Annotated in this window: 24 protein-coding genes; 17 read left to right on the top strand and 7 right to left on the bottom strand. The window is 69.6% G+C overall.

Annotation, left to right across the window (positions count from 1 at the left end):
• Window positions 1–4: 4 nt before the first annotated feature.
• Window positions 5–727: an HAD family hydrolase gene (locus tag PVW48_RS09640; protein WP_274581177.1), complete on the bottom strand. Its 723-nt coding sequence runs from the start codon at window positions 725–727 to the stop codon at window positions 5–7.
• A gap of 382 nt (window positions 728–1,109) precedes the next feature.
• A complete protein-coding gene (locus PVW48_RS09635; protein WP_012179480.1) occupies window positions 1,110–1,388 on the bottom strand; it encodes a DUF3572 domain-containing protein in 279 nt (92 codons plus the stop codon).
• An 84-nt stretch (window positions 1,389–1,472) separates the two neighbouring features.
• On the opposite strand from PVW48_RS09635, the gene PVW48_RS09630 reads away from it, so the two are divergent.
• The 3 genes from PVW48_RS09630 to PVW48_RS09620 all read left to right on the top strand — a co-directional run bounded on the left by PVW48_RS09630 (window position 1,473) and on the right by PVW48_RS09620 (window position 4,182).
• Entirely contained in the window at window positions 1,473–2,861 is a 1,389-nt protein-coding gene (locus PVW48_RS09630; RefSeq protein ID WP_012179481.1) for a diguanylate cyclase, read from the top strand.
• A 221-nt stretch (window positions 2,862–3,082) separates the two neighbouring features.
• Window positions 3,083–3,481: a DUF983 domain-containing protein gene (locus PVW48_RS09625; RefSeq protein WP_012179482.1), complete on the top strand. Its 399-nt coding sequence runs from the start codon at window positions 3,083–3,085 to the stop codon at window positions 3,479–3,481.
• Window positions 3,482–3,504: 23 nt separating this feature from the next.
• A complete protein-coding gene (locus PVW48_RS09620; protein WP_274581176.1) occupies window positions 3,505–4,182 on the top strand; it encodes an NUDIX hydrolase in 678 nt (225 codons plus the stop codon).
• A gap of 10 nt (window positions 4,183–4,192) precedes the next feature.
• On the opposite strand, the gene PVW48_RS09615 is transcribed toward PVW48_RS09620, so the two are convergent.
• Window positions 4,193–5,239 carry an aldo/keto reductase gene (locus PVW48_RS09615; RefSeq protein WP_274581175.1) on the bottom strand — a complete coding sequence of 349 codons (1,047 nt, stop codon included), beginning with the start codon at window positions 5,237–5,239 and terminating at the stop codon, window positions 4,193–4,195.
• Window positions 5,240–5,342: 103 nt separating this feature from the next.
• Here PVW48_RS09615 and PVW48_RS09610 point away from each other — a divergent pair, with 103 nt between their 5' ends.
• The 5 genes from PVW48_RS09610 (at window position 5,343) to PVW48_RS09590 (ending at window position 10,377) form a co-directional block, all read left to right on the top strand.
• The gene (locus PVW48_RS09610; RefSeq protein WP_274581174.1) at window positions 5,343–6,242 is read left to right on the top strand and encodes a DMT family transporter; all 900 of its coding nucleotides are present in this window, start codon (window positions 5,343–5,345) and stop codon (window positions 6,240–6,242) included.
• Window positions 6,243–6,293: 51 nt separating this feature from the next.
• Window positions 6,294–7,469 (top strand): thioesterase family protein, encoded by a 1,176-nt coding sequence (locus PVW48_RS09605; protein WP_274581173.1) that lies wholly within the window; start codon window positions 6,294–6,296, stop codon window positions 7,467–7,469.
• A gap of 61 nt (window positions 7,470–7,530) precedes the next feature.
• Entirely contained in the window at window positions 7,531–8,169 is a 639-nt protein-coding gene (locus tag PVW48_RS09600; protein WP_274581172.1) for an ImuA family protein, read from the top strand.
• A 37-nt stretch (window positions 8,170–8,206) separates the two neighbouring features.
• Entirely contained in the window at window positions 8,207–8,770 is a 564-nt protein-coding gene (locus PVW48_RS09595; protein ID WP_274581171.1) for a YceI family protein, read from the top strand.
• A 92-nt stretch (window positions 8,771–8,862) separates the two neighbouring features.
• Window positions 8,863–10,377, top strand: coding sequence for a YifB family Mg chelatase-like AAA ATPase (locus PVW48_RS09590; RefSeq protein ID WP_274581170.1), 1,515 nt, complete (start codon window positions 8,863–8,865; stop codon window positions 10,375–10,377).
• On the opposite strand, the gene gshB is transcribed toward PVW48_RS09590, so the two are convergent.
• The 3 genes from gshB to rsmI all read right to left on the bottom strand — a co-directional run bounded on the left by gshB (window position 10,374) and on the right by rsmI (window position 12,681).
• Complete coding sequence (gshB, locus tag PVW48_RS09585; protein WP_274581169.1) at window positions 10,374–11,321, bottom strand: glutathione synthase; 948 nt, start codon at window positions 11,319–11,321, stop codon at window positions 10,374–10,376. The two genes, PVW48_RS09590 and gshB, sit on opposite strands and share 4 nt — an antisense overlap.
• Before the next feature lie 76 nt (window positions 11,322–11,397).
• Window positions 11,398–11,802, bottom strand: coding sequence for a YraN family protein (locus PVW48_RS09580; protein ID WP_012179491.1), 405 nt, complete (start codon window positions 11,800–11,802; stop codon window positions 11,398–11,400).
• A 24-nt stretch (window positions 11,803–11,826) separates the two neighbouring features.
• Window positions 11,827–12,681, bottom strand: coding sequence for a 16S rRNA (cytidine(1402)-2'-O)-methyltransferase (rsmI, locus tag PVW48_RS09575; RefSeq protein WP_274581168.1), 855 nt, complete (start codon window positions 12,679–12,681; stop codon window positions 11,827–11,829).
• Between the two features lie 110 nt (window positions 12,682–12,791).
• On the opposite strand from rsmI, the gene PVW48_RS09570 reads away from it, so the two are divergent.
• From PVW48_RS09570 to murJ, 3 genes are read left to right on the top strand one after another with little or no spacing between them, the layout of a single operon-like run.
• Window positions 12,792–13,976: a penicillin-binding protein activator gene (locus PVW48_RS09570; RefSeq protein ID WP_012179493.1), complete on the top strand. Its 1,185-nt coding sequence runs from the start codon at window positions 12,792–12,794 to the stop codon at window positions 13,974–13,976.
• Window positions 13,977–13,980: 4 nt separating this feature from the next.
• Window positions 13,981–16,812: a [protein-PII] uridylyltransferase gene (locus tag PVW48_RS09565; RefSeq protein ID WP_274581167.1), complete on the top strand. Its 2,832-nt coding sequence runs from the start codon at window positions 13,981–13,983 to the stop codon at window positions 16,810–16,812.
• Between the two features lie 37 nt (window positions 16,813–16,849).
• Complete coding sequence (gene murJ, locus PVW48_RS09560; protein ID WP_274581166.1) at window positions 16,850–18,445, top strand: murein biosynthesis integral membrane protein MurJ; 1,596 nt, start codon at window positions 16,850–16,852, stop codon at window positions 18,443–18,445.
• A gap of 165 nt (window positions 18,446–18,610) precedes the next feature.
• Here murJ and PVW48_RS09555 read toward each other — a convergent pair whose 3' ends face one another.
• Entirely contained in the window at window positions 18,611–19,294 is a 684-nt protein-coding gene (locus PVW48_RS09555; protein WP_012179496.1) for a rhomboid family intramembrane serine protease, read from the bottom strand.
• 99 nt (window positions 19,295–19,393) lie between these two features.
• Here PVW48_RS09555 and trpS point away from each other — a divergent pair, with 99 nt between their 5' ends.
• From trpS to rimI, 6 genes are all read left to right on the top strand, one after another.
• The gene (gene trpS / locus PVW48_RS09550; RefSeq protein WP_274581165.1) at window positions 19,394–20,419 is read left to right on the top strand and encodes a tryptophan--tRNA ligase; all 1,026 of its coding nucleotides are present in this window, start codon (window positions 19,394–19,396) and stop codon (window positions 20,417–20,419) included.
• Between the two features lie 506 nt (window positions 20,420–20,925).
• On the top strand, window positions 20,926–21,786 hold the full coding sequence (locus PVW48_RS09545; RefSeq protein WP_274581164.1) for a branched-chain amino acid aminotransferase: 861 nt from the start codon (window positions 20,926–20,928) through the stop codon (window positions 21,784–21,786).
• A gap of 79 nt (window positions 21,787–21,865) precedes the next feature.
• Entirely contained in the window at window positions 21,866–22,321 is a 456-nt protein-coding gene (locus tag PVW48_RS09540) for a universal stress protein (RefSeq protein WP_012179499.1), read from the top strand.
• 89 nt (window positions 22,322–22,410) lie between these two features.
• On the top strand, window positions 22,411–22,974 hold the full coding sequence (locus PVW48_RS09535) for a NifU family protein (protein ID WP_012179500.1): 564 nt from the start codon (window positions 22,411–22,413) through the stop codon (window positions 22,972–22,974).
• Window positions 22,975–22,978: 4 nt separating this feature from the next.
• Window positions 22,979–23,635: a tRNA (adenosine(37)-N6)-threonylcarbamoyltransferase complex dimerization subunit type 1 TsaB gene (tsaB, locus tag PVW48_RS09530; protein ID WP_012179501.1), complete on the top strand. Its 657-nt coding sequence runs from the start codon at window positions 22,979–22,981 to the stop codon at window positions 23,633–23,635.
• The gene (rimI, locus tag PVW48_RS09525) at window positions 23,632–24,051 is read left to right on the top strand and encodes a ribosomal protein S18-alanine N-acetyltransferase (protein ID WP_274581163.1); all 420 of its coding nucleotides are present in this window, start codon (window positions 23,632–23,634) and stop codon (window positions 24,049–24,051) included. Before tsaB ends, rimI begins: the two co-directional genes overlap by 4 nt.
• The last annotated feature ends 53 nt before the right edge of the window (window positions 24,052–24,104 follow it).

Below are 24,104 nucleotides of genomic sequence, written 5' to 3'. Positions count from 1 at the left end.
GGGCCTAGGCCAGCGCCTGGCGGGCCCGGACCGGCAGGCGTTGTTCACCCACCCAATCCGGCAGGTGGCCCACATGGGGCAGAACGCGGTCGGACATGGGCGCCAGCTCTTCGGCGGGGGCCACGCCGGAGAGCACGCCGATGGTGCGCATCCCCGCCGCGCGCCCGGCGCGCAGGTCGTGCAGGCTGTCGCCCACCATGGCCACTTCGTGGGGGGCCAGGCCGAACTGGTCGCAGAAGGCGAGCAACATGCCCGGGTCGGGTTTCGCGCCGAAGCCGCTGTCATAGCCGAGCACCAGGTCGAAATGGTCCAGAACGCCCGCGTCGCCCAGATGGGCGCGCGCGCCTTCCTCGGAATCGTTGGTGGCCAGCCCCAGGAGCAGGTGACGCGCGGCGAGCCAGTCCATCAGCGGCGGCAGCGGCGCGGCCTCGGCCAGGGTCACGGTGTTGGCGCGGGCCTGAAGCTCCAGCAGCACGTCCTCTTCCTCCCGCTCAGGCAGGTGGGGGGTGAGCAGGACGGCGATCTCGGCGCTGGTTCCGGCGATCGCAGGGCTGTCGGGATGGAACTGCCGCAGCATCAGGTCATAGCCCACCGCATCGGCCAGCCGCATCGCCAGCGCCCCGTCGCCCCTGGCGAGATGAAGCAGCGCATCGGCGGCCCAGCCGCTCCACGTTTCGTGGAAGTCGAACAGCGTGCCGTCCTTGTCGAATATGATGGCACGCAGCACGGCGTCACCCCTTGTCCTGACGGCGCCGCGCCCCTGCGCGCCTGCCGGTTTGCCACCCCTTTCGCCGGGTCCGGACCGCACGGTCCCCAGTGCAGGGAGAGAGGCGCGCCACGTCCGTGGCGAGCCGAGACGCGTGTGCCGCATATGGCCCCCATGGCGCGTCGCGGCAGCCCATGGGCGGCAGAATGCCGCGTTTTTCAACGACTTTCGCGATGCGTACCACAGGATACTGCCGCATTCCATGACATCGTGCAAAAGCGAAACATTCCGCGCCGCGAATCGTGCGGAACGCGCCCGGCGCGTTAACCTTTCGGTCCGGAAAGGGTTAACGAATGCGCGCCGCGCGCGGGCCCGTGATCTCACGAATGCGCGAGGTCCGCGCTCAGGTCCAGTGCATCTGCGCCCCGCCCGGCAGGGCCGCCAGGGCGCGCATCGGCGCGTCGTAGGCCCGCCCCTGGGCATCGCAGAACCCGATCACCCAGGCATCGTCCATCAGCAGAAAATCCAGAACGGAAACAAGGAATTGCGGGTCCTGCGCCTGGGCTCGGACGGTGGCGACATCACTGCCCGTGGCCCCCAGGAACACCCCCATGAGATCCTCCTGAGACGCGATCCAGCCCAGGGCTTCGAGGGCGAGGGCTTCGGCTGCTTCTTGCTGCATCGGGAACTCCTTCGGGCGGTGGCAACACTTTGTTAACCAAACGGGCGCTAACAGTCATGACCACAACGTAAATCGGAGGTGAACATGTCCGGCAAGATCCTCGTAGTCGATGACGTTGCGACGAACCGGATCGTCATGAAGGTCAAGCTCGCCACCGCATGTTACGATGTCCTGCAAGCCGACAACGGCGCCAGCGCGATAAAGATGGCGCACGAGGCCCAGCCGGACCTGATCCTGCTCGATGTGCTGATGCCGGACATGGACGGATACACGGTGTGCGAACGGCTGAAAGCCGATCCCGAGACCGCCCATATCCCGATCATCATGATCACCTCGCTCAACGATACCGAGGCGCGGGTGCGCGGGCTGTCCTGCGGCGCGGACGAGTTCCTGACCAAGCCGGTGACGGAGTTGACCCTTCTGGCGCGGGTGCGCAGCCTGCTCCGGGCCCATTCGCGCGAGACCGATTTCCCGATACCGGTCGCGGGGGCGGCGGCCCAGGGGTTCGCGGAAGGGCCCGCGCCGTTCAAGCTCGCCCAGACCGATTGTGTCGGGCTGCTGCTGGCAGAGGGCGGGATGGGACCGGGTTGGGCCAACGGGCTTGCCGGGCTGATCCGCGAGGATATCCGGATGTTCACCCTGTCCCAGGCCCTGGAGGCCAGCAAGGACCAGCCGGAAGTCTTCATCATCGAGGCGGATCCGCGGCGGCTGGGCTCCAGCCTCGGCATCCTGACCGACCTGCGGTCGCGCCCGGCCACGCGGCAAAGCCGACAGATCTTCATTCTGCCCCAGGGCGAGACCGAACTGGCCGCGCGGGCGCTGGACCTGGGGGCCGATGACGTGGTCTTCGCCCCCATCGCGGTGGAGGAAATGGCCGTGCGCCTGCGCGCCCAGCTCCAGCGCAAGCGGGCGAACGACCAGTGGCGCAGCGAGGTGTCCGACCGGCTGCGCCAGGCGGTGATCGACCCGCTGACCGGGCTCTACAATCGCCGCTTCGCGCTCGGGCAGCTGTCCAACATCGCGCAGGAGGCGCTCAAGACCCATCGCACCTTCGCGGTACTGCTCCTGGATTTCGACCATTTCAAGAAGATCAACGACGCCTATGGCCATGCCGCCGGCGACAAGGTTCTGGCCGAGACCGCGACGCTGCTGCGCACGCGGCTGCGCTCGCTCGACGTGATCGCGCGGATCGGGGGCGAGGAATTCCTGATGGTCCTGCCCGACACCGATCTCGACGAGGCCCGGCGGGTGGCGGAGCGGTTGCGCGCCAGCATCGACGACCATCCGATCGCCCTGCCCCATGGCAAGGGCAGCATTCCCGTCACCATCAGTATCGGGCTGGCGATCGGCGGAGCGGCGGCGCCCGAGGCCAGCGTGTCCGAATTGCTGGAAACCGCGGACCGGGCGCTCTATGCGGCCAAGTCCGAAGGCCGCAACCAGGTCTCGGTCGGCACGGTCCGCTCGGCCGCCTGAGGCCCGGCACCCCGTCACGCCAGCGCGCCGCCGCCCTGGCGGCAGGCGCTCCGAACCGCTTGCCGCCCGCAGAGTGCCGGACCGGCCCTGGGCGGTCTTGGAGCAACCGGACAAGCGCGACAGCGCTTCGCGACATCCCGCCGCAAGTCAATCTGTCAGGCAGCTTTCTTGAAAGCGCTTTTGTAAGGTGGGGATGCGAACAGGGGTTTGGGAGCTCCGGAATGACACATGACACCGACACGGAGGAGCGTCTGCTCCGTCCGTCCTTGGTCCGCGGGTGGCGGCGGCGCTGCCCGAATTGCGGCTCGGGGCCGATGATGCGCAGCTACCTGAAGGTCCGCGGCAGCTGTGCTGTCTGCGGCCAGCAGCTTGACGGGCACCGCGCGGATGATGGGCCGGCCTATCTCACGATCCTGATCGTGGGGCACCTGATGGCGCCGCTGCTGCACTGGTATTTCGTGACCTTCCGGCCCGATCCGCTGAACATCGTGGCGATCTTCTCGGTGGGCTGCGTGGCCTTGTCGCTCTACTTGCTGCCGCGTCTGAAAGGGGCCATGATCGGCTACCAATGGGCGCGCCGGATGTATGGCTTCCGCGGGGTGGAGGAGACTCCCTCCTGAGCCCAGGCCGCGCCGGAGGAGCCATGGACAAGACTGCAATCCGCCATGCCGCGACGGTGATCCTGATCCGCGACGAGGACAGCGACACGCCCCGCGTCCTGATGGGGCAGCGCGGCGAAAAGGCGGCGTTCATGCCGTCGAAATTCGTCTTTCCCGGCGGGGCGGTGGACCCGGAGGACAGCGCGCAATCCCTGTTTCAGGACACCCATGCCACCTGCCGGGAGAAGCTCGCCAAGGATGCCCGCGGATGCACACCCGAAGCTGTCTTCGCCGCGGCCATAAGGGAGCTTTGGGAGGAGACCGGGCTGCGGCTGGGTCGGCCAGGGCGGCCTGCGGCGCATGGCGCGCTGCAAGACAGCTGGGCCAGCTTCCTGGCCAGCGGGGCGGCGCCGACCGCGGCCCCCTTGCGCTTCGTCTTCCGGGCGATCACGCCACCGGGCCGCCCGCGCCGGTTCGATGCGCGATTCCTGTTGGCCCCGGCCAGCGCGCTGATGGACGATCCGGACGATTTTTCCAAGGCCTCGGACGAGCTGAGCCATTTGCACTGGGTGCCCCTGCGCGAGGCACGGGCGCTGGATCTGCCGTTCATCACCGAGGTGGTGCTGGGCGAGGTCACGGCGGCCCTGCCCCGGCTCGACCCGCCCGAGACCGTGCCGTTCTTTCACCACGACGCGCAGCTGTCGCGGTTCGAGCGGCTGTGATCGCGCGAACCTAGAACGGCATCGGATGCGCCCTGTGGGCGGCGTCGATCTCGGCCAGCACCTCCGGCGACAGGCGCAGGTCCAGACCGTCGAGGATATGGGCCAGCTGGTCCCGCGTGGTCGCGCCGAAGATCACCGAGCCCATGAAGGGCCGCTGCGCGCACCACGCGAGCGCCATATGGGTCATGTCGAGCCCGTGGGCCTCGGCGATGGCGGCATAGGCGTCGACCGCGCCCCAGACCCGGTCCGTCACCCGCCCGCCCAGCGCGCCGTTGAGCGACATGCGGGAGCCTTCGGGCACCGCGCCACCCCGGTACTTGCCCGTCAGCAGCCCCGTGGCCAGGGGCGAGAAGGCCAACAGCCCGACCTCTTCGTTGACCGACAACTCCGCCAGATCGGTGTCGTAGAGCCGTGCGAGCATGGAATACTCGTTCTGGATCGACACCACCCGGGGCAGGCCGTGGGTCTCGGCCACGCGCAGCCATTGGGCGGTGCCCCAGGCGCTCTCGTTGCTCAGCCCGATATGGCCGACCTTGCCCGCGGCCACGAGGCGGTCGACGGTTTCCAGCACCTCCTCGATATGGGCGAGCGTGTCGGACTTGGTCTGCCCACTCGGATCGAAGGTCCAGTTCTGCCGGAAATGGTAGGAGCCCCGGTTCGGCCAGTGCAGCTGGTAGATGTCGATATGGTCGGTCTGCAACCGGCGCAGGGAGGCTTCCACCGCCGTCTCGATGGTTGCGCGCGAGATCGGTGCGCCGTCACGCACCGCCTTCAGCCCCTCGCCGGAAACCTTGGTGGCGAGCACGTAATCGCCGCGCCGCCCCGGGTTGGCCGCGTTCCAGGCCCCGATGATGGTTTCGGTCAGGCCCACGGTCTCGGCCGAGACCGGGTTGACCGGGTACATCTCGGCGGTGTCGAGGATGTTCAACCCAGCCTCCAGCGCCATGGTGATCTGGGCATGGGCGTCGGCCTGCCCGGTCTGGGTGCCAAAGGTCATGGTGCCGAGGCAGAACCGGGTGACGTCCGGCCCGCCGCGGCCGATGGGGTGTTTTTGCATCTTGTCTCTCCGTCGCTCCGGCGGACCCTACCGCCCTGCCCGGCGGGTGCAACCCGTCCGGCGCGAGGCTTGCCAGCGCCCGGGGCGGGCGGCACAAGGGCCCATGGCCCTGTGGATTCCCGTCACCATCTTCGCTGCCTTCGCCCAGAACCTGCGCTTCATGTTGCAGCGGCATCTGAAGGTGACGGGCCTGTCCACCGGGGGCGCGACGTTTTCACGGTTTTTGTTCTCGGCCCCGCTGGTGGCGGTGATCGCGCTTGGCTACGGCGCGGTGCGGGGGCTGGAGTTTCCGGCACTCGGCCCGCGCTTCTGGGTGGCGGCAACCCTCGGGGGCACGGCGCAGATCCTCGCGACCATGTGCGTCGTGGCGCTCTTTGCCCATCGCAGCTTCGCCATCGGGATCACCTTCAAGAAGACCGAGGTGATGCTGACCGCGCTGATCGGGTTCGTGGTTCTGGGGGAAGCGGTCAGCCTCGGCGCGGCGCTGGCCATCGCCATCGGCTTCGTGGGCGTGGTGATCCTGTCGGATCCGCCCGAGGCGGTGGGCGACTGGCGGCGGCTGTTCAACCGGGGCGCGGCGCTCGGGCTGGCCTCCGGCGCGCTGTTCGGGGTGTCGGCGATCGGGTACCGCGCGGCCTCGCTGGAGATTGCCAGCGACGATGTAATCCAGCGCGCCAGCGTCACCCTGATGTGCGTCACGGCGTTTCAGACCGCGCTCATGGCCGGCTACCTCGCCTGGCGAGAGCGCGGCGAGATCACTCGGGTCGTCGCCTCCTGGCGGGTCTCGACCCTGGTGGGGCTGTCCTCGCTGGCCGGATCGCTGGCGTGGTTCACCGCCTTCACCCTGCAGAACGCGGCCTATGTGAAGGCGCTGGGGCAGGTGGAGCTGGTGTTTTCCTTCCTCGCCACCACCTTCGTGTTCCGCGAGAAGACCACCGGGCGGGAGGTTCTGGGCGTCGCGGCCATCGTGGCGAGCGTACTGGTACTGGTGCTGACGGTTTGACTTGCGCGCACCGGGCGGCACAGCCACCCTCGGCGCGCAGGAGGGGCGGGCATGGACAGAACGACGGCGATCATCGGCAGCGGCAGGATCGGGAGCGGGTGGGCCGCGCGGTTTCTCTTGTTCGGCTGGCATGTGCGGGTTTTCGATGCAGACCCGGGGGCGCAGGCGCGGCTGACGCAGGTGATCGAGGCGGCGCGGACGAGCCTGCCGGGGCTCTATGATACGCCCCTGCCCCCGCCCGGACGGCTCAGCCAGCACGGGAGCATCGCCGAGGCCGTGGCGGGCGCGGGCTGGGTGCAGGAGAGTGTGCCCGAGGACCTGTCCCTGAAACGGGAGGTCGTGCGGGAGGTGCAGGCCCATGGCCCGGAGGCGATCGTCGCCTCCGCCACCTCGGACATCCCGCTGGAGGCATTGCGTGAAGGCGCGTCCCGCCCGGAGCGGGTCGTGATCGCGCGGGCGGTCGCGCCGGTCTACCTGCTGCCGCCGGTGGTGCTCGAGGCGCGCGATGCCGCCTGCGGGGCCCAGGCCGAGGCGGTTCTGCGCGGCATCGGGATGACGCCTCTGCAGGGGGAGGAAACCCTCGGCCCGGAGGCCGCGCAGATCGCCGCCGCCCTGGGGCTGGCCGCGGAACAAGGCCCCGTGACAGATGCCCGGCGCGACGCAACCCTGGTGGGCGTCCTGCGCGTCCTGAAGGCCGAAGGCCGGGGCGTCGGGGCCGCATTGGCCGCGACCGACCGCGCCCGGATGCCCGCGCCGGGGGCCGAGAGCGCGCCGCTGCTCACGGCGGCCCGCGTGGTGCCCGCGGATTGGGCGGATTACAACGGACACATGACCGAGGCGCGGTACCTGCACGCCTTCGGCAATGCCACCGACAGGTTCATGGAACTGATCGGGGTGGACGCGGCCTATCTCGCGTCGGGGGGCAGCTTCTTCACCGCCGAGACCCATATCCGGCATCTGGGCGAGATGCAGATCGGCGCGGCATTCGAGATCCGGACCACCTGCCTGGCCGGGGCGGGCAAGCGGATGCATCTGTGGCACGAGATGCGCTGCGACGGGCGGCTGGTGGCCACGGGGGAGCATATGCTGATCCATGTCAGCCTGCGGACTCGCCGCCCGGCCCCTCCGGCCGCGCAGGTGGCGGCCAACCTGGCGCGCATCGCCGCCGCCCATGCCCGGCTCGCCCGGGCCGAGGGGGTGGGCCGGGCCATCGGCGATCCGCGCTGAATTCGGGCGGGGCGGCGGATGAGACATTGAGAACATAAAGTGAACAATGTACCCTGCCCCCATGGCGATTCACGACCTTACCACCGCCGGCCTGCGGCCCGGCAGCCTGCAGGCGCAGCCCCGTCCGGGCTTGACCGTCCTGCCGCAGATGCGTCTGGCCTACCGCCGGGTGCACGAGGTGACGGGGCTGGCGCGCCGGTTTCTCGCCGTGCTGACCGCGGCGGCCACGGAGCGGGGGCCGGTGCTGTGGATCCGGCCCGACTGGGACCGGGAGGGGCTGAACCCCGACGGGATCGCGGCCCATATCAATCCCGCCCGGCTGCTGACGGTGCATGTCCGGCGGGCGCAGGACCTGCTGTGGTGCACCGAGGAGGCGCTGCGCAGCGGGGCAGCGGCTCTGGTGGTCGCGGAACTGCCCGAACCGCCCGCCCTGACGCCCGTGCGGCGGCTGCACCTGGCCGCCGAGCAGGGCAGCGCGCGGGAGGGGGTGACGCTCGGGCTGCTGGTCACGCCCGGCACGGGCGGGGCCGCGGGGGTCGAGAGCCGCTGGTCGCTTGCCCCGCGCCACCGCGGCGGGCGCGCCGCCTGGGAACTGACGCGGCTGCGCGACCGCACCGCCCCCCCGGCCGCCTGGACCTTGCGGCGCGGCCCGTCCCGCGACACCCCCTGGATCACGGATGCGACACCCGGGCCCGGCTGACTTGCGCAGCCCCCGCTGCCCGTGACAGCCTGGGCGCATGCACCGGCGTGGTTTCTTCCTCGGGGCGCTGCTCTGGCCCCTGGCCGGATGGGCCGCCCCCCGCCCCTACCGGCTGGGCCCCGGCAGCACCGTGGCCTTCACCTATCGGCTGTCGGGCATTGCCAGCGGCGGACAGATCCCGATCCGCGACGCGGATCTGCAGCTGGATTTCGCGACCGTGGGCAATTCGCGCGTCACGGTCACCATGGACGCGACCGGGGCCCGCACCACCCTGCCGCTGGCCGACACCGCGATGAAGGGGCCCTCGGTGCTCGACACCGCCCGGTTTCCGACGATCACCTATGCCAGCACCGCGATGCGCCGGACCGAGACCGGCGCAGAGGTTCTGGGCGACCTGCGGGTCCGCGACGTGACCGCCCCGGTGGCGCTGACCGCGCGGTTCTTCCGCAAACCGGACCGTGCGCCGCAGGACCTGGCCGAACTGGTGATCGAACTGACCGGAGGACTGAGCCGCGCGGCCTTCGGTGCGACCGGCTTCGCCGACCTGGTCGACGACCGGATCGACCTGCGCATCCTGGCCGAGATCACCCGGCAGGGCTGACCCGGCGGCCCGGCACCGACCGCGGCGGCGATTAACAAAGCTTAAAGGATTTGCGGGGCATGGTTAACGGAACCTGAAGCCCGGAGGCCCCCATGACCACGCGCGCCCATACCGTTGCCTTCGAGGGCGTGGAGGCGCGCCCGGTGGAGGTGCAATGCGCCCTGTCCGCGGGCATCCCCAGCTTTGCCATCGTGGGCCTGCCGGACAAGGCGGTCTCGGAGGCGCGCGAACGGGTGCGCGCGGCGATGTCGGCGCTCGGCCTCGCCCTGCCGTCGCGGCGAATCACGATCAACCTGTCGCCTGCGGACCTGCCCAAGGAAGGCTCCCATTTCGACCTGCCCATCGCGCTGGCGCTGATGGCGGCGCTGTCGATCATCCCCGCCGAGGCGGTCGATCAGACCGTCGCACTGGGGGAGCTGTCCCTCGACGGCACGCTGGTGCCGGTGCTGGGCGCGCTGCCCGCGGCCCTCGCAGCGGCGGAGGCCGAGCGCAGCCTGCTCTGCCCGGAGGGCTGCGGGCCGGAGGCGGCCTGGGTCGGCGGCACCCAGGTGATCGCGGCGGGATCGCTGCTGAGCGTGATGCGCCATTTCACCGGCGCGGCGCCCATCGCCCCCGCCCGCCCCGGCGAGGTCGAGACCGCCGGACACCTGCCCGACATGGCGGATGTGAAGGGACAGGAGCGCGCCAAGCGCGCGCTGGAGGTGGCCGCCGCCGGGCGGCATCACCTGATGATGGTGGGCACGCCGGGCTCGGGCAAGTCGATGCTGGCCAAGCGCCTGCCCAGCATCCTGCCGCCGCTGAGTGCGGCGGAGGCGCTGGAAACCTCGATGATCCACTCGCTGGCGGGGTTGATCGACGCGGGCGGGATCTCGCGGCTGCGCCCCTTCCGGGAGCCCCATCATACCGCCTCCAAGGCGGCGATCGTCGGGGGCGGCAAGGGCGCCAAGCCGGGGGAGATGTCGCTGGCCCATAACGGGGTGCTGTTCATGGACGAGTTTCCCGAATACCCCCGCGACGTGCTGGAAACCCTGCGCCAGCCCATCGAGACCGGCGACGTGGTGGTGGCGCGCGCCAACGCACATCTGCGCTACCCCTGCCGGTTCCTGCTGGTGGCGGCGGCTAACCCCTGCAAATGCGGGATGATGTTCGACCCGGCCCAGGCCTGCGGGCGCGCCCCGGGCTGCGGGACCGAGTATCTGAGCCGGATCTCCGGGCCGCTGCTGGACCGGTTCGACATCCGGCTGGACATCCCGCCGGTCAGTTTCTCGGACCTGGACCAGCCCGCGCCCGCCGAAGGCTCGGCGGCCATCGCGGCCCGGGTCAGCGCGGCCCGGGAGATCCAGACCGCCCGGTTCGCCGAGACACCCGACATGCGGGTCAATGGCGACATGGAGGGCACCCTGCTCGAAGAGGTCGCGGCCCCGGACGCAGAGGGGCGCACCCTGCTGCAGGACGCGGCCCAGCGCTTCGGGCTGACCGCGCGCGGCTATCACCGGGTGTTGAAGGTGGCGCGCACCATCGCCGATCTGGAAGGGGCGGAGCAAGTCCAGCGCCCGCACCTGGCCGAGGCGCTGAGCTACCGGATCGTCACCCGGGAAATGGCCTAGGCGGCGGCCCGGCGGGCCTCGATCGCGTCCCAGATCAGGGCCGCGCCGTTGGTGCCGTCGAACCGCTCCAGCTCCTGCAGGCCCGTGGGCGAGGTTACGTTGATCTCCGTCAGGAAGGGGCCGATCACGTCGATGCCGACAAATACCTGGCCCTTCTCGCGCAGGAACGGACCGATCCGGTCGCAGATCTCGCGATCGCGATCCGTCAGGGCCACGGGCTCCGGCCGCCCGCCCACATGCATGTTCGAGCGGGTCTCGCCCGCCGCGGGCACCCGGTTGATGGCGCCGATGGGCGCGCCGTCCACCAGGATGATCCGCTTGTCGCCCCTGGCCACGTCCGGCAGGAACTGCTGCATGATCAGGGGCTCGCGGTTGATCGCCGAGAACAGCTCATGCAGGGAGTTGAGGTTGCGATCCTCGGGGGTGAGCCGGAAGACGCCCGCGCCGCCATTGCCGTAGAGCGGCTTGAGGATGACATCGCCGAACTCGGCCTTGAACTTCTTCAGGTCGTCGAGATTGCGGGCGACCATCGTGGGCGGGGTGAGGTCGGGAAATTGCAGCACCAGCAGCTTCTCGGGCGCGTTGCGGACCCAGAACGGGTCATTGACCACCAGCGTTTGGGACCCGACCATGTCGAGCAGATGGGTCGTGGTGATGTAGCCCATGTCGAAGGGCGGGTCCTGGCGCAGCCAGACCACGTCCATGGTGGACAGATCGACCGTCTCGCGCGCCCCGAGAAGGGCGGGCTGGCCCGCGACCCGCTGCACCCGGCAGCTGTGCCCTGTGGCCTTCAGCGCGCCCAGGTCATAGGTCAGGTCCGCCGGGCCGTAGACAAAAAGCGAATGCCCGCGCGCCTGGGCCTCTTCGGCCAGCCGGAAGGAGCTGTCGGCGGCAATGTCGACCTCGGTGATCGGGTCCATCTGGAAAGCGACGTTCAGGCTCATGGCGGCTCCTCTGACTTGGCTTGCCTGTCATGGCGCGCTTGTCGGTCGGGTGCAATGGCCCTGGCGGATCGCGCATTCACATGGTGATGTTCGCAAGCACACGGAACCGCCCGCTGCCCTCCACGACCGCAAGGTCGAACCGCATCTCCAGCCCCGCCAGATCGGGGCTGCGGTCGAGGAATTCGAGCGCGGTATTCTGGATGCGGGTCAGCTGCGCCAGGCTGAGGCTTTCGATGGCGCGGGTATAGCTGGCACTGGACTTGACCTCGACGAAGACCAGAAGGTCACCCCGCCGCACGATGAGATCCACCTCCCCGCCGCTGCCGCGCCAGCGGGTGGCGAGCACGTCGCAGCCCCGGTCGCGATAGGCCCGTTCGACCCGCGCCTCGGCGGCAGCGCCCGACAGCATGGCACGGGTGCCGCGCGCCTGACGGGCGCGCGCGAGGGGCGACAGATCACGGGTCTGGACGGCAATAGTCATGCGCGACAGTGTGGGGGCAAGACCTTAAGACCCGTTTAAGAGCGCCAGCGCCTTTTGATACACCTGCTTGCGCGGCAGCCCGGTCTGGGCGCAGACCTCGGCCACCGCATCCTTGGTGGAGTGCCGCGCCAGCGCCGCCTGCAGCAGCGCCGTCAGGTCGTCTTCACCGATTTCGCCCTCCGCGCCCGGCCCCACCAGCACCACGATCTCGCCCTTGGGCGTCGCGGCCTCGGCGTACCGCTCGGCCATATCGCCCAGCGGGGCCGCCGCGACCTGCTCGAAGAGCTTGGTCAACTCCCGCGCCACCACGGCGTCGCGACCGGGGCCGAGAATCTCCGCCATGTCCGCGAGGCTCTTTTTCAGCCGCTTGGGGCTCTCGTAGAAAATCAGCGTTCCGGGCACCGCCCCAAGCGCCCGCAGCGCCTTGCGCCGCCCGCCAGCCTGGGACGGCAGGAAACCGGCAAAGAAGAACCGGTCCGTGGGCAGGCCGGACAGGCTCAGGGCCATGATCGCCGCTGCCGGTCCCGGCGCCGCGCTCACCGCCACCCCCGCCTCACGGGCCGCGCGCACCAGGTCGTAGCCGGGATCGGCGATCAGCGGGGTTCCGGCCTCGGACGCATAGACGACACGCTGGCCTTCGGTCAGATACGCCAGCACCTTCTGTCGCGCCGGCGGGCCGGAATGATCGTGATAGGCCAGCAGCGGGCGCCCCGCGAGCGGCACCCCGTGGATCTCCATCAGCCGCCGCAAGCTGCGCGTGTCCTCGGCCACCAGCACATCCGCCTCCCGCAGGGCATCCAGCGCGCGCAGGGTGATGTCCCGGGCATTCCCGATCGGGGTCGAGACGAGCAGCAGTCCCGCTTGCAGGGTTTGAGCCAAGGAACGCCTCCGGTTTGAGAGCCCGCGCAGAGCCGTTTACATAGCCGCCCCCGGCCTCTAGGTTCGGCCAGCGAGTGACCCAACCCCACCCAGGCCGCGCGGAGGCTGCCATGTTCAATCGTTTCTTCTCAAGGCGCAAGGCTCTGCGCGCCGGCGTCGCGGCGGCGGCGGCCACGGTCGCGCTTGCGGCCTGCGATGTGCCGGTGGGCGGCGGCGGCGGCGGGCCGTCGATCAATGCCCGCGCCCCCGTGCCCGTCGCACTTCTCGTCCCCTATGGCACCGAGAACGCGAGCGAGGTCAATCTTGCCCGCTCTCTCGAGAACGCGGCCCGGCTGGCGATTGCCGACCTCGACGGGGTGGAGATCGACCTCAAGGTCTATGCCACCGCCGGCAGCCCCGAGCAGGCGGCGACCGTCGCCCGCGAGGCCGTGGCGGACGGGGCGCGCATCCTGCTCGGGCCGGTCTTTTCGGCGGCCGCGAATGCCGCCGGCGTGGCGGTCGCACCCCGCGGGATCAACGTGCTGAGCTTTTCCAACAACACCGCCATCGCGGGCGGCAATGTCTTCGTGCTGGGCAACACATTCGAGAATACCGCGCGCCGGGTGGTGTCTTACCTGGCCAGCCTGGGCAACCGGTCGGTCCTCGTCGCCTACCCGCAGAGCCAGGTCGGCACCGTGGGCCGGGACGCGGTCGTGCAGGCCATCGCGACGACCGGGTCGCAGAACGCCGGCACGTTCAGCTACGAGCCGTCCCAGACCGGGGTGATCAACGCGGTGCCCGAGATCGCCGGCGCCGTGCGCGCCAGCGGGGCCACCGCTATCGTTCTGGCGGATGACACCACCGGGGGCGTGCCGCTGCTGTCGCAACTGCTGCTGGAGAACGGGGTCGATCCCACCGAGACCCAGTTCGTCGGCCTGACGCGCTGGGATCAGCCCGCGGCCACGCTGGAGCTGCCCGGACTGCAAGGCGGGCTGTTCGCCCTGCCGGACCCGGCGCTGACCAGTCTTTTCCAGGATCGCTACGTGGCTGCCTTTGGCGCGCAGCCGCACCCGATCGCGGGGCTGGCCTATGACGGGATCGCGGCCATCGGCGCATTGGTGAAATCGCAGCAGGGCCAGGCCCTGACCACCTCGGCCCTGACCCAGGGCGCGGGGTTCGCGGGCGTGTCCGGCACCTTCCGCCTGCGCGCGGACGGCACCAACGAGCGCGCGCTCGCCGTGGCCCGGATCGTCGACCGCTCGGTCACCATCGTCTCCCCCGCCCAGCGCAGCTTCGGCCTCGAAGGCGGGTCCTGACCCGGTGCCCGCGCAGGCCGTCGATGTCGCCCTGTCCCCGCCCCCGGCCAGCACGGCGCCGGCGGGTGGGATCGGCCTGGCCAACCTGCCGCTCGTCGCCCCCGCCGAAGAGATCTTCGACACCGCCACGATCCGGGCCGAGGCCGACCGGCTGAGCCAAGCGGAGGGCGCCTCCGCGAGCGCGGTCCGCAAGGCGGTGGTCGGATTGCTCAAGGACGCCCGCAAACAGGGCCTTGCCACGATCCGGGCCGGGCTCGACGCCGCCCCGTTCAGTGCCCGCGAGACCGTGCGCGCCTATGCCTACCTGACCGACGGGCTGGTCACGACCGCCCTGCACGTGGCCCAGACCCACCTGCACCCGCTGCCCACCCCGACCGATGGCGAACGGCTCAGCGTGCTGGCCGTGGGCGGCTACGGGCGGGGCGAGATGGCGCTTCATTCCGATGTCGATCTGCTGTTCCTGACTCCCTACAAGATCACGCCCTGGGCCGAGAGCGTGATCGAGACCACCCTCTACATGCTGTGGGATCTCAAGCTGAAGGTCGGCCATGCCTCGCGCACGGTGCGCGACTGCCTGCGGCTGGCGCGCGACGACTACACGATCCGCACCGCCCTGCTGGAAAACCGGCTGCTCTATGGCGACGCGGAGCTCGCGGCCAAGCTGCGCAAACGGCTGAAGTCCGAGCTCTTTCAGGGCACCTCCCAGGATTACATCGAAGCCAAGCTGGAGGAGCGGGAGCAGCGCCACACCCGCCAGGGCGGGCAGCGTTTCATGCTGGAGCCCAACGTCAAGGAAGGCAAGGGCGGGCTGCGCGACCTGCAATCGCTCTACTGGATCGCGAAATACGTCCACGGGGTCGAAACCGTCCAGGAGCTCGAGAACCTCGGCGTCTTCACCCACGAGGAACGCGTGCTTTTCGATACCGCGGAAACCTTCCTCTGGGCGGTGCGGTGCCACCTGCACATCGTGTCGGGCCGGGCCACGGACCAGCTGACCTTCGACATGCAGGTCGAGGTGGCCGACCGGCTGGGCTTTGCCGACCGGGACGGGCGGCGCGGGGTCGAGCATTTCATGCAGCTCTATTTCCGCCACGCCACCAGCGTGGGCGACCTCACCCGCATCTTCCTGACCGCGCTGGAGGCCAGCCACGCCAAACGGGAGCCCCGCCTGATCGGGATGATCAAACGCTCCCGCCGCAAGAAGGTGAAAGAGGCCTATGAAGTGCGCCAGAACCGTCTGGCCATCGCCGACCCCGAGACCTTCTTCCGAGACCCGATCAACATGCTGCGCATCTTCGAGGAAGCGCTGCGCACCGGCTACCTGCTGCACCCGGACGCGATGCTGCGGATCAAGGCGAACCTGTCGCTGATCGACAATCGCGTGCGATCCAACAAGGAGGCCAACCGGATCTTCTTCGACCTGCTGTTGAAACACGGCAACCCCGAGCGTGCCCTGCGCCGGATGAACGAGCTTGGCGTGCTCGGCGCGCTGATCCCCGAGTTCCAGAAGATCGTCGCCATGATGCAGTTCAACGTCTACCACCAGTACACGGTGGACGAGCACATCATCCAGTGCATCTCGAACCTGGCCGAGATCGAGCGTGGCGAGCTGGTCGAGAGCCTGCCCGTGGCCAGTCGCATCCTCAAGCAGGGGGTGAACCGCAAGGTGCTCTATACCGCGCTCCTGCTCCATGACATCGGCAAGGGTCGGCCCGAGGACCATTCGGTCGTCGGCGCGCAGATCGCCCGCCAGGTCGCGCCGCACATGGGCTTCAACCCGCGCGATTGCGAAACCGTGGAATGGCTGGTGCGCTATCACCTGCTGATGTCCGACATGGCGCAGAAACGCGATCTGGCCGATCCGCGCACCATCCGCGATTTCGCCAAGGCAGTGCGCACCCGCGAACGGCTCGACCTGCTGACGGTGCTGACCGTGTGCGATATCCGCGGCGTCGGGCCCGGGACCTGGAACAACTGGAAGGCGCAGCTGATCCGGTCGCTCTACTGGATGACCGCCGAGGCGCTGGAAAACGGGCTCGAGGACCTGAACCGCGAAACCCTGGAGACCGACGCCAAGCGCGCCCTGCGCGCTGCCCTGTCGGACTGGCCGCGCAAGGACCTGCGGCTGGAGACCGGGCGCCATTACGGCCCCTACTGGCAAGGCCTGCCCGGCGATGCCCATGTCACGCTGGCGCATCTGCTGCGCGGGATCGAGGATGACCAGGTCCGGCTCGACCTGACGCTGGACGCGGACCGCGACGTGACCCGCGTGTCCTTCGCCATGGCCGATCACCCGGGCATCTTCGCCCGGCTCGCGGGGGCCCTGGCCCTGGTGGGGGCCAACGTGGTGGATGCGCGCACCTACACCACCAAGGACGGCTATGTCACCGCCTGTTTCTGGGTGCAGGACGCCGATGGCAAACCCTATGACGAGTCGCGCCTGCCCCGCCTGCGCAAGATGATCGACAAGACCCTCAGCGGCGAGGTCGTCACCAGCCAGGCCCTGGTCAGCAAGGACAAGGTCAAGAAACGCGACGCCCAGTTCCGCTTCCCGACCTCGATCAGTTTCGACAACGAAGGCTCCGAGATCTACACCCTGATCGAGGTCGACACCCGCGACCGCCCCGGGCTGCTGTTCGATCTGGCCAAGGCGCTGGCCGATGCCAATATCTACGTCGCCTCCGCCCAGATCGCGACCTACGGGGCGCAGGTGGTCGACACGTTCTACGTCAAGGACATGTTCGGCCTGAAGCTGCATGGCGAGGCCAAGCAGAGGACCATCGAGAAGCGCCTGCGCGAGGCAGTGGAACACGGCGCGGAGCGCGCGCGGACATGACTTGGACGACCCGGGCCCGCACGCAAGGAGCGGCCGCGTGAAACCGATCCGGCTGCTGGCGGGGTTCATGACCGTGGGGCTGTGGACCATGGGAAGCCGGGTGCTGGGCTTCGTCCGCGATATCCTGATCGCGGGGCTCCTGGGCGCGGGGCCGGTGGCGGACGCGTTTTTCGTGGCGTTCTCCCTGCCCAACATGTTCCGCCGGTTCTTCGCCGAGGGCGCGTTCAACATGGCCTTCGTGCCCATGTTCTCCAAACGGGTCCAGAGCGGCGACGACCCCGAAGGCTTCGCCCGCGACGCCCTGTCGGGGCTGGGGCTGATCCTGATCCTGTTCACCCTGGTCGCCCTGGCGGCGATGCCCTGGCTGGTGCTGGCCATGGCGTCGGGGTTCGTCGGGGACGCGCGGTTCGACCTGGCCGTGGGCTTCGGGCGGATCGTGTTCGTCTACGTCCTGTTCATCTCGCTCGCGGCGCTGCTGTCGGGGGTGCTGAACGCCACCGGGCGCTTCGCGGCGGCCGCCGCAGCGCCCATCCTGCTCAACGTGATCCTGATCGGCGCGCTCTTGCTGGCCCAGACCGGCTGGCTGGCCGAGGCGTTGACCCTCGACGCCCCGGACGGTGCCGAGATCGCCGGGCTGCACCACGGCACCCTGCTGGCCATCGGCGTCGTGCTGGCCGGGATCGCGCAGCTCTGGCTTCTGTGGCGCGCGGCGGCGAAGGCGGGCTTCCCGCTGCGCCCGCGCCGCCCGCGCATGACGCCGGAACTGAAACGGCTCGCCATCATCGCCGCCCCCGCCGCCCTCGCGGGCGGCGTGGTGCAGGTCAACCTGCTGGTGGGCCGCCAGGTGGCGAGCTTCTTCGACGGGGCCATCGCCTGGCTGAACTATGCCGACCGGCTCTACCAGCTGCCGCTGGGGGTCGTGGGTATCGCCATCGGGATCGTCCTGCTGCCGGACCTGTCGCGCAGGCTCCAGGCCGGCGATACCGCGGGCGGGCAGGACGCGTTCAACCGCGCGGGCGAGATCTGCCTCGCCCTGACGGTGCCCGCCGCCGTGGCGCTGCTCTGCATCCCCGAGGCGTTGGTCTCGGTCCTGTTCGAACGCGGGCGCTTCACCGCCGAGGACAGCGCCGCGACCGCGCTAGCCGTAGCGGTCTACGGGGTCGGCCTGCCCGCCTTCGTGCTGCAAAAGGTGTTCCAGCCGCTGTTTTTCGCCCGCGAGGACACCCGCAGCCCCCTGCGCTATGCACTCTGGGCGATGGTCGTAAATGCCGGCATCGCGATCGGACTGGCCCCGGTGATCGGCTATATCGCCGCCGCCCTCGGGGCGTCCCTAGCGGGCTGGGCGATGGTCTGGCTGCTCTGGCGCGGCTCCCGCCCCCTGGGGGAGGCCGCGGCCTTCGACGCCCGGTTCAAGGCGCGGATCGGACGGATCGTTCTGGCGGCCCTGGCCATGGGCGCGGTCCTGCTGGGCGCGCAAGAGCTGCTGTCGGAGGCTTTGCGCACGCCCACCCTGCGCTACGGCGCGCTGGCCGCCCTCGTGGCTCTCGGGATCGTCAGCTATGGCGCGGCCGGGCATCTGCTGGGCGCCTTCCGGCTGGCCGAGATCAAGCGCGCCCTGCGCCGCAGGCCCTGACCCGTCGAAGGCCCGGGGCCCCCGCCAAACCGCATCGCGCGGCGCCACGACAGCGAGGAGCGCGGCAAGCGCGTCACCATAGCGAGGAGCGCGCGCAAGCGCGTTACCATAGCGAGGAGCGCGCGCAAGCGCGCGACGAGCAGCCCGAAAGCAAGACGCCCCGGCCTAACGCCCGCGCAGCTTGGCCATCACCCGGCCCCACCCCCCCGGCGCGATCAGGAAACACAGCCCGAACCCCGCCACGAAACCCGACAGGTCCGCGACCCAATCCATCCCCACCTCGAAGAAGATCGCGAAGAACAGCTGGATGCCCAGAAGCATCCCGATCAGCGTGAAGGCCCGATATTGCTGCCCGCCCGTGGCGATCAGCGACACCCACAGCAGGAAGGTATAGGCCCCGATCAGCCCATAGACCCCCGGATACCCCCCGATCAGCGGCAGATCCTCGTTCAGAAACAGCCCGTAGACCAGCGCGCCCACCACCGCCGAAACCCAGAAGATCGTCAGGAACGCAAGCCCCCCGAACACCTCGGACACCATCTTGCCCATGGCCAGCACGAAGATCACCACGAAGACCGCATGGGTGAAGCTCGCGTGGATCAGCGGATAGGTCACGACCCGCGCCAACTGCTCTGGCGGGAAGCGCCCGTTGGCCAGCATCCAGTCGAACACCTGGTCGACGAAGCCGAAATCCCGGATCGCCGCGATCCGCCAGCCCACCGCCTCCGGGCCGCCGAGGATGCCGCGCGCGCCCAAAGAGAACAGAGCCTCGATCCCCAGGATCACGACCGCGAGCGCCACCACCAGCGGCGGCAGCGGGTTGAAGGGCGATTGCGGCTCGGGGGTCATGGACAGGCCCTCTGGTTGACGACAGCTTGGGCCATGGGTAAGCGACGCACCGGGGCGCGTCCAGCCCGCGCCGCGCCTGCCAGATCAAGAGGGACCGCCATGACCGAGCCTGCCAGCAGCTTCACCCCCCGGGTCTTTTCCGGCATCCAGCCCTCGGGCGGGCTGACCCTGGGCAACTATCTCGGCGCGATCAAACGCTTCGTCGACATGCAGGACAGCGGCATCCAGACCCTCTATTGCATGGTGGACCTGCACGCGATCACCGTCTGGCAGGACCCCGCCGCCCTGACCCGCAACACCCGCGAGCTGGCCGCGGGCTACCTCGCCGCCGGGATCGACCCCGCGCGCTCGATCCTGTTCAACCAGTCCCAGGTGCCGGAGCACGCGCAGCTCGGCTGGATCTTCAACTGCGTGGCGCGCATGGGCTGGATGGGCCGGATGACACAGTGGAAGGACAAGGCGGGCAAGAACGCCGAGAACGCGTCCCTGGGCCTCTTCGGCTACCCGGCGCTGATGGCCGCCGACATCCTGGTCTACCACGCCACCCATGTGCCCGTGGGCGAGGACCAGAAACAGCATATCGAGCTGACCCGCGACATCGCGGCCAAGTTCAACCACGACTACGGCGTCGACTTCTTCCCGATGACCGAGCCGGTGATCGAGGGGGCCGCGACCCGCGTGATGAGCTTGCGCGACGGGTCCAAGAAGATGTCGAAATCCGACCCTTCGGACATGAGCCGGATCAACATGACCGACGATGCCGACGCCATCGCCAAGAAGATCCGCAAGGCCAAGACCGACCCCGAACCCCTGCCCGAGACCGTCGAGGGGCTGAAGGACCGGCCCGAGGCGCGCAACCTTGTGAACATCTACGCCGCCCTGTCGGACCAGAGCGTCGAGGCGGTTATCGCCGCCCATGCCGGCGCGCAATTCGGCGCGTTCAAGCCCGCGCTGGTGGACCTCGCCGTGGAAAAGCTCGCCCCGATCTCCTCCGAGATGGCCCGGCTGATGGACGACCCGGCCGAGATCGACCGGCTGCTGGGCAAGGGCGCGGCCCAGGCTCGCGAGATCGCCACCCCGATCCTGCAAAAGACCTACGACATCGTGGGCATGGTCCGCAGCTGACCGGATAAAAGGCGTGTCATGCGGCGTGCTCAGCCTCCCCTCGCATGCATGCGCGGGGCGCAGGGGGGCCTGCCCATCTCCTTGAAAACCCTGGATTGCTGGCCCCACCCCACAAGGCCATCCCCCGCATCCGCCGTGAAACCCTGCCTGGTCCGCATATCCGTCATGCACGAGGGGGTTGGCAAACATCCGCGCATCCGCTAGGTATCGGCCTCCCAACTGACATGGAGGTACCATGGCGTATGTGAACGCATCACCGCAATCTGTGCGGTCTCAGCCGACGACCGCGTCGGACAAGAAGGGTCCTGCCAACGGGGCGACGAAAACGCCCGCAGGACCTGGAACGATGGATTACCAACTGGGCTTCGCCGCAGGCTGAGGTCCGACTGACGAGTACACGCGAGGCGGTCACAGGGATCGCCTCGCGCCATACCCCCCCAATCCCCCCGAAAATCGATGGACCTTGCCCCGCGGCGCCACTAGCGTGCCCGACGGGAGGGAGCGCCATGGCAACCGGGACCAATATCCGCACATATTTCGAAGGCCGCTGGCACGACGGCGACGTGCCGATCATGCGCGCGGCCGATCACGGCTCCTGGCTGGGCTCGACCGTGTTCGACGGCGCCCGCTGGGTCGACGGGGTCGCCCCGGATCTCGCCGCCCATTGCGCGCGGGTGAACGCCTCCGCCGAGGCGCTGATGATCACGCCGACGGTCACCACCGAGGAGATGGTCGAGATCGCGCTGGAGGGGGTGAAATCCTACCCGCCCGAGGCGGCGGTCTATATCCGGCCGATGTATTGGGCGCTCGATGGCGGGCACCTGGCGATCGTGCCCCGCGAAAACGCCACGGGCTTTGCCCTCTGCCTCGAAGAGATCCCCATGGCCCCGCCCGACACCGCCACCACCCTGACCCGCACCCGGTTCCGCCGCCCGGTGCTGGAGGACAACCTGACCAACGCCAAGGCCGGCTGCCTCTATCCCAACAACGCGCGGATGCTGGCCGAGGCCCGCGCCAAGGGCTTCGGCAACGCCCTGGTGGCCGATGCCATGGGCAATGTCGCCGAAAGTGCGACCTCCAACCTGTTCATCGTGCGCGACGGGGTGGTCCTCACCCCCATCCCCAACGGCACGTTTCTGGCCGGGATCACCCGGGCCCGCCACATCGCCAACCTGCGCGCCGACGGGGTCGAAGTGCGCGAGACCGTGCTGAGCTTCGAGGACGTGGCCGAGGCCGACGAGGTTTTCCTGTCGGGCAACATGATGAAGGTCACCCCTGTGACCGCCTTCGACGACCGGCAGTACCAGATCGGCCCGCTGACCCGCCGCGCGCGGGCGCTTTACTGGGACTGGGCGCACGCGAACTGACCGCGCGCCCAGCCCGCCCCCAAGCCCGTTGCCAAGCCCGCCCCCATTCGCCATGATCGCCGCCGGACAGGAGGCCCCGATGCGCAAGTTTCTCGTCGTGCTCGATGACAGCCGCGAATGCCTGAATGCCATGCGCTTTGCCGCCATGCGCGCGGCCAATACCGGCGGCGGCGTGCAGATCCTGTCGGTGATCCCGCCCGATGAATTCAACCACTGGATCGGCGTGGGCGAGGTCATGCGCGAGGAAAGCCGCGAGCGCATCACCGCCCATTTCGAGGTCTTCGCGAAATGGATGCGCGACAAGCAGAATGTCGACCCCGAACTGGTGATCCGCGAGGGCGAGCCGGTGGACGAGATCCTCGCCCAGATCACCGACGACCCGGAGGTCGGCGTGCTGGTGCTCGGCGCCGGGAGCGGGCGCAAGGGGCCCGGCCCGCTGGTCTCGGCCCTGGTGAAATCCGCAGGCACCCTGCCCGTGCCCCTGACCATCGTGCCGGGCGAGCTGAGCAAGGACCAGCTGGAGGCGGTGTGCTGACCTTTCACGGGACAGTTTAGAATCGTTCCAAGTTCTTGACCGAACGCCCCGGGCAGCGCATATAGGGTATAGCTGCACGGAGGCACCCCATGTTCATTCAGACCGAGTCGACACCGAACCCCGCCACGCTCAAGTTCCTGCCCGGGCAGACCGTGCTGGAAACGGGCACGGCCGACTTCCCATCCGCCGAGGCCGCCGGATCCTCGCCGCTCGCCGGCCGCATCTTCGCGGTCAATGGCGTGACGGCCGTGTTCTTCGGCACCGACTTCGTCACAGTGACAAAGGACGAGGGCGTCGAATGGGACCACATCAAACCCGCCGTGCTCGGCGCGGTGATGGAACATTACCAGTCCGGCGACGCGGTGATGACCGGCGAGGCCAGCGCACCCGCGGGCCATGCCGCCCATGACGGCCCGGATTCCGAGATCGTCGGACAGATCAAGGAACTGCTTGACACCCGCGTGCGTCCCGCCGTGGCCCAGGATGGCGGCGACATCACCTTCCACGGCTTCGATCGCGGCATCGTCTATCTGCACATGCAGGGCGCCTGTGCGGGCTGCCCGTCCTCGACCCTGACGCTCAAGATGGGGATCGAGAACCTGCTGCGCCACTACATCCCCGAGGTGCTGGAGGTCCGCCCCGTCGCGGCCTGACCCCTTGGACCCTGTTCTGGCCTTCGATACAGCGGCCGCGCATTGCGCGGCTGCTTTGCTGTGCGGCGACCGCATTGTCGCGATCCGGCACGAGCCCATGGCCAAGGGCCAGGCCGAACGCCTGCTCCCCCTGCTCGAAGAGCTGCTGGCCGAGGCCGGGATCGGCTGGCGCGACCTCGCGGCCCTCGGCGTCGGGATCGGCCCAGGCAACTTCACAGGCATCCGCATCTCCGTCGCCGCCGCGCGCGGCATCGCCCTTGCCCGGGGCATTCCCGCCATGGGCGTCTCGGGGCTGGAGGCGCAGGTCTACGGCACGGGCCGCGCGGCCCTGGCCAGCCTCGATGCCCGCCGGGATGCCGCCTATGTCCAGGCCTTCGACGCGATGGGCCAGCCGCTGGCCCCGCCGGATATGGGCGATCCCGCCACCCTGGCCCTGCCGGACCTGCCCGCACCGCCGCTCTGCCTCGGCCCGGCCGCCGCGGCCCTTGCCCTGCGCACCGGCGGCACCTCCGGCACACCTGCCACACCGCAGGCCGAGGCCATCGCGCGCATCGCCGCCGCCCGGGCGCAGCCCGCCCTGCCGCCGCCCATCCCGCTCTATATCCGACCCGCCGACGCTGCCCCGGCCAAACCGGCCCCGGCCCTGTTGCGCCCGCGATGACCCCGGCGCAGATGGCCACGCTCCACGCGGCCTGTTTCACCACCCCGCGCCCCTGGAGCGAGGCGGAGATCACCGAAACCCTCGCGCGCCCGGGCAGTTTCACCATCACCGCCCCCCATGGCTTCGCCCTGGCCCAGGTCGCCGGCCCGGAGGCGGAGCTTCTGACCCTCGCCGTCGCCCCCGCCGCCCGCAGGCAAGGCATCGCGTGCGCGCTCATGGCCCGGTTCCACGCCACCGCCCGGGCCCGGGGCGCGCAGGAGGCCTTCCTCGAAGTGGCCGCGGACAACACCGCCGCGCGCGCCCTCTATGCCCGGCTCGGCTATGCCCAGGCAGGCCGCCGCAAGGGCTATTACCGCGGCCCGGACGGGGCGCGGCAGGACGCGCTCGTGCTGCGCTGCCCCCTGCACGACAGCTGACGCCGGGTCACGCGCCCAAGGCACGGGCAATCGCCCCCAAATCCCGCAATCTG

It is taken from the genome of Dinoroseobacter sp. PD6 (genome assembly GCF_028807315.1).
Taxonomy (GTDB): Bacteria; Pseudomonadota; Alphaproteobacteria; order Rhodobacterales; family Rhodobacteraceae; genus Dinoroseobacter; species Dinoroseobacter shibae.
Note: the sequence above shows the minus strand (reverse complement) of the source record. Positions and strands in the feature narration are given on the sequence as shown.

What these genes read in the sequence shown, in the direction of transcription:
- PVW48_RS09635 (WP_012179480.1), bottom strand. Translation starts at nt 1,388, where the DNA reads ATGCAGCAAGAAGCAGCCGAAGCCCTCGCCCTCGAAGCCCTGGGCTGG.
- PVW48_RS09630 (WP_012179481.1), top strand. Translation starts at nt 1,473, where the DNA reads ATGTCCGGCAAGATCCTCGTAGTCGATGACGTTGCGACGAACCGGATC.
- PVW48_RS09625 (WP_012179482.1), top strand. Translation starts at nt 3,083, where the DNA reads ATGACACATGACACCGACACGGAGGAGCGTCTGCTCCGTCCGTCCTTG.
- PVW48_RS09620 (WP_274581176.1), top strand. Translation starts at nt 3,505, where the DNA reads ATGGACAAGACTGCAATCCGCCATGCCGCGACGGTGATCCTGATCCGC.
- PVW48_RS09615 (WP_274581175.1), bottom strand. Translation starts at nt 5,239, where the DNA reads ATGCAAAAACACCCCATCGGCCGCGGCGGGCCGGACGTCACCCGGTTC.
- PVW48_RS09610 (WP_274581174.1), top strand. Translation starts at nt 5,343, where the DNA reads ATGGCCCTGTGGATTCCCGTCACCATCTTCGCTGCCTTCGCCCAGAAC.
- PVW48_RS09605 (WP_274581173.1), top strand. Translation starts at nt 6,294, where the DNA reads ATGGACAGAACGACGGCGATCATCGGCAGCGGCAGGATCGGGAGCGGG.
- PVW48_RS09600 (WP_274581172.1), top strand. Translation starts at nt 7,531, where the DNA reads ATGGCGATTCACGACCTTACCACCGCCGGCCTGCGGCCCGGCAGCCTG.
- PVW48_RS09595 (WP_274581171.1), top strand. Translation starts at nt 8,207, where the DNA reads ATGCACCGGCGTGGTTTCTTCCTCGGGGCGCTGCTCTGGCCCCTGGCC.
- PVW48_RS09590 (WP_274581170.1), top strand. Translation starts at nt 8,863, where the DNA reads ATGACCACGCGCGCCCATACCGTTGCCTTCGAGGGCGTGGAGGCGCGC.
- gshB (WP_274581169.1), bottom strand. Translation starts at nt 11,321, where the DNA reads ATGAGCCTGAACGTCGCTTTCCAGATGGACCCGATCACCGAGGTCGAC.
- PVW48_RS09580 (WP_012179491.1), bottom strand. Translation starts at nt 11,802, where the DNA reads ATGACTATTGCCGTCCAGACCCGTGATCTGTCGCCCCTCGCGCGCGCC.
- PVW48_RS09570 (WP_012179493.1), top strand. Translation starts at nt 12,792, where the DNA reads ATGTTCAATCGTTTCTTCTCAAGGCGCAAGGCTCTGCGCGCCGGCGTC.
- PVW48_RS09555 (WP_012179496.1), bottom strand. Translation starts at nt 19,294, where the DNA reads ATGACCCCCGAGCCGCAATCGCCCTTCAACCCGCTGCCGCCGCTGGTG.
- trpS (WP_274581165.1), top strand. Translation starts at nt 19,394, where the DNA reads ATGACCGAGCCTGCCAGCAGCTTCACCCCCCGGGTCTTTTCCGGCATC.
- PVW48_RS09545 (WP_274581164.1), top strand. Translation starts at nt 20,926, where the DNA reads ATGGCAACCGGGACCAATATCCGCACATATTTCGAAGGCCGCTGGCAC.
- PVW48_RS09540 (WP_012179499.1), top strand. Translation starts at nt 21,866, where the DNA reads ATGCGCAAGTTTCTCGTCGTGCTCGATGACAGCCGCGAATGCCTGAAT.
- PVW48_RS09535 (WP_012179500.1), top strand. Translation starts at nt 22,411, where the DNA reads ATGTTCATTCAGACCGAGTCGACACCGAACCCCGCCACGCTCAAGTTC.
- rimI (WP_274581163.1), top strand. Translation starts at nt 23,632, where the DNA reads ATGACCCCGGCGCAGATGGCCACGCTCCACGCGGCCTGTTTCACCACC.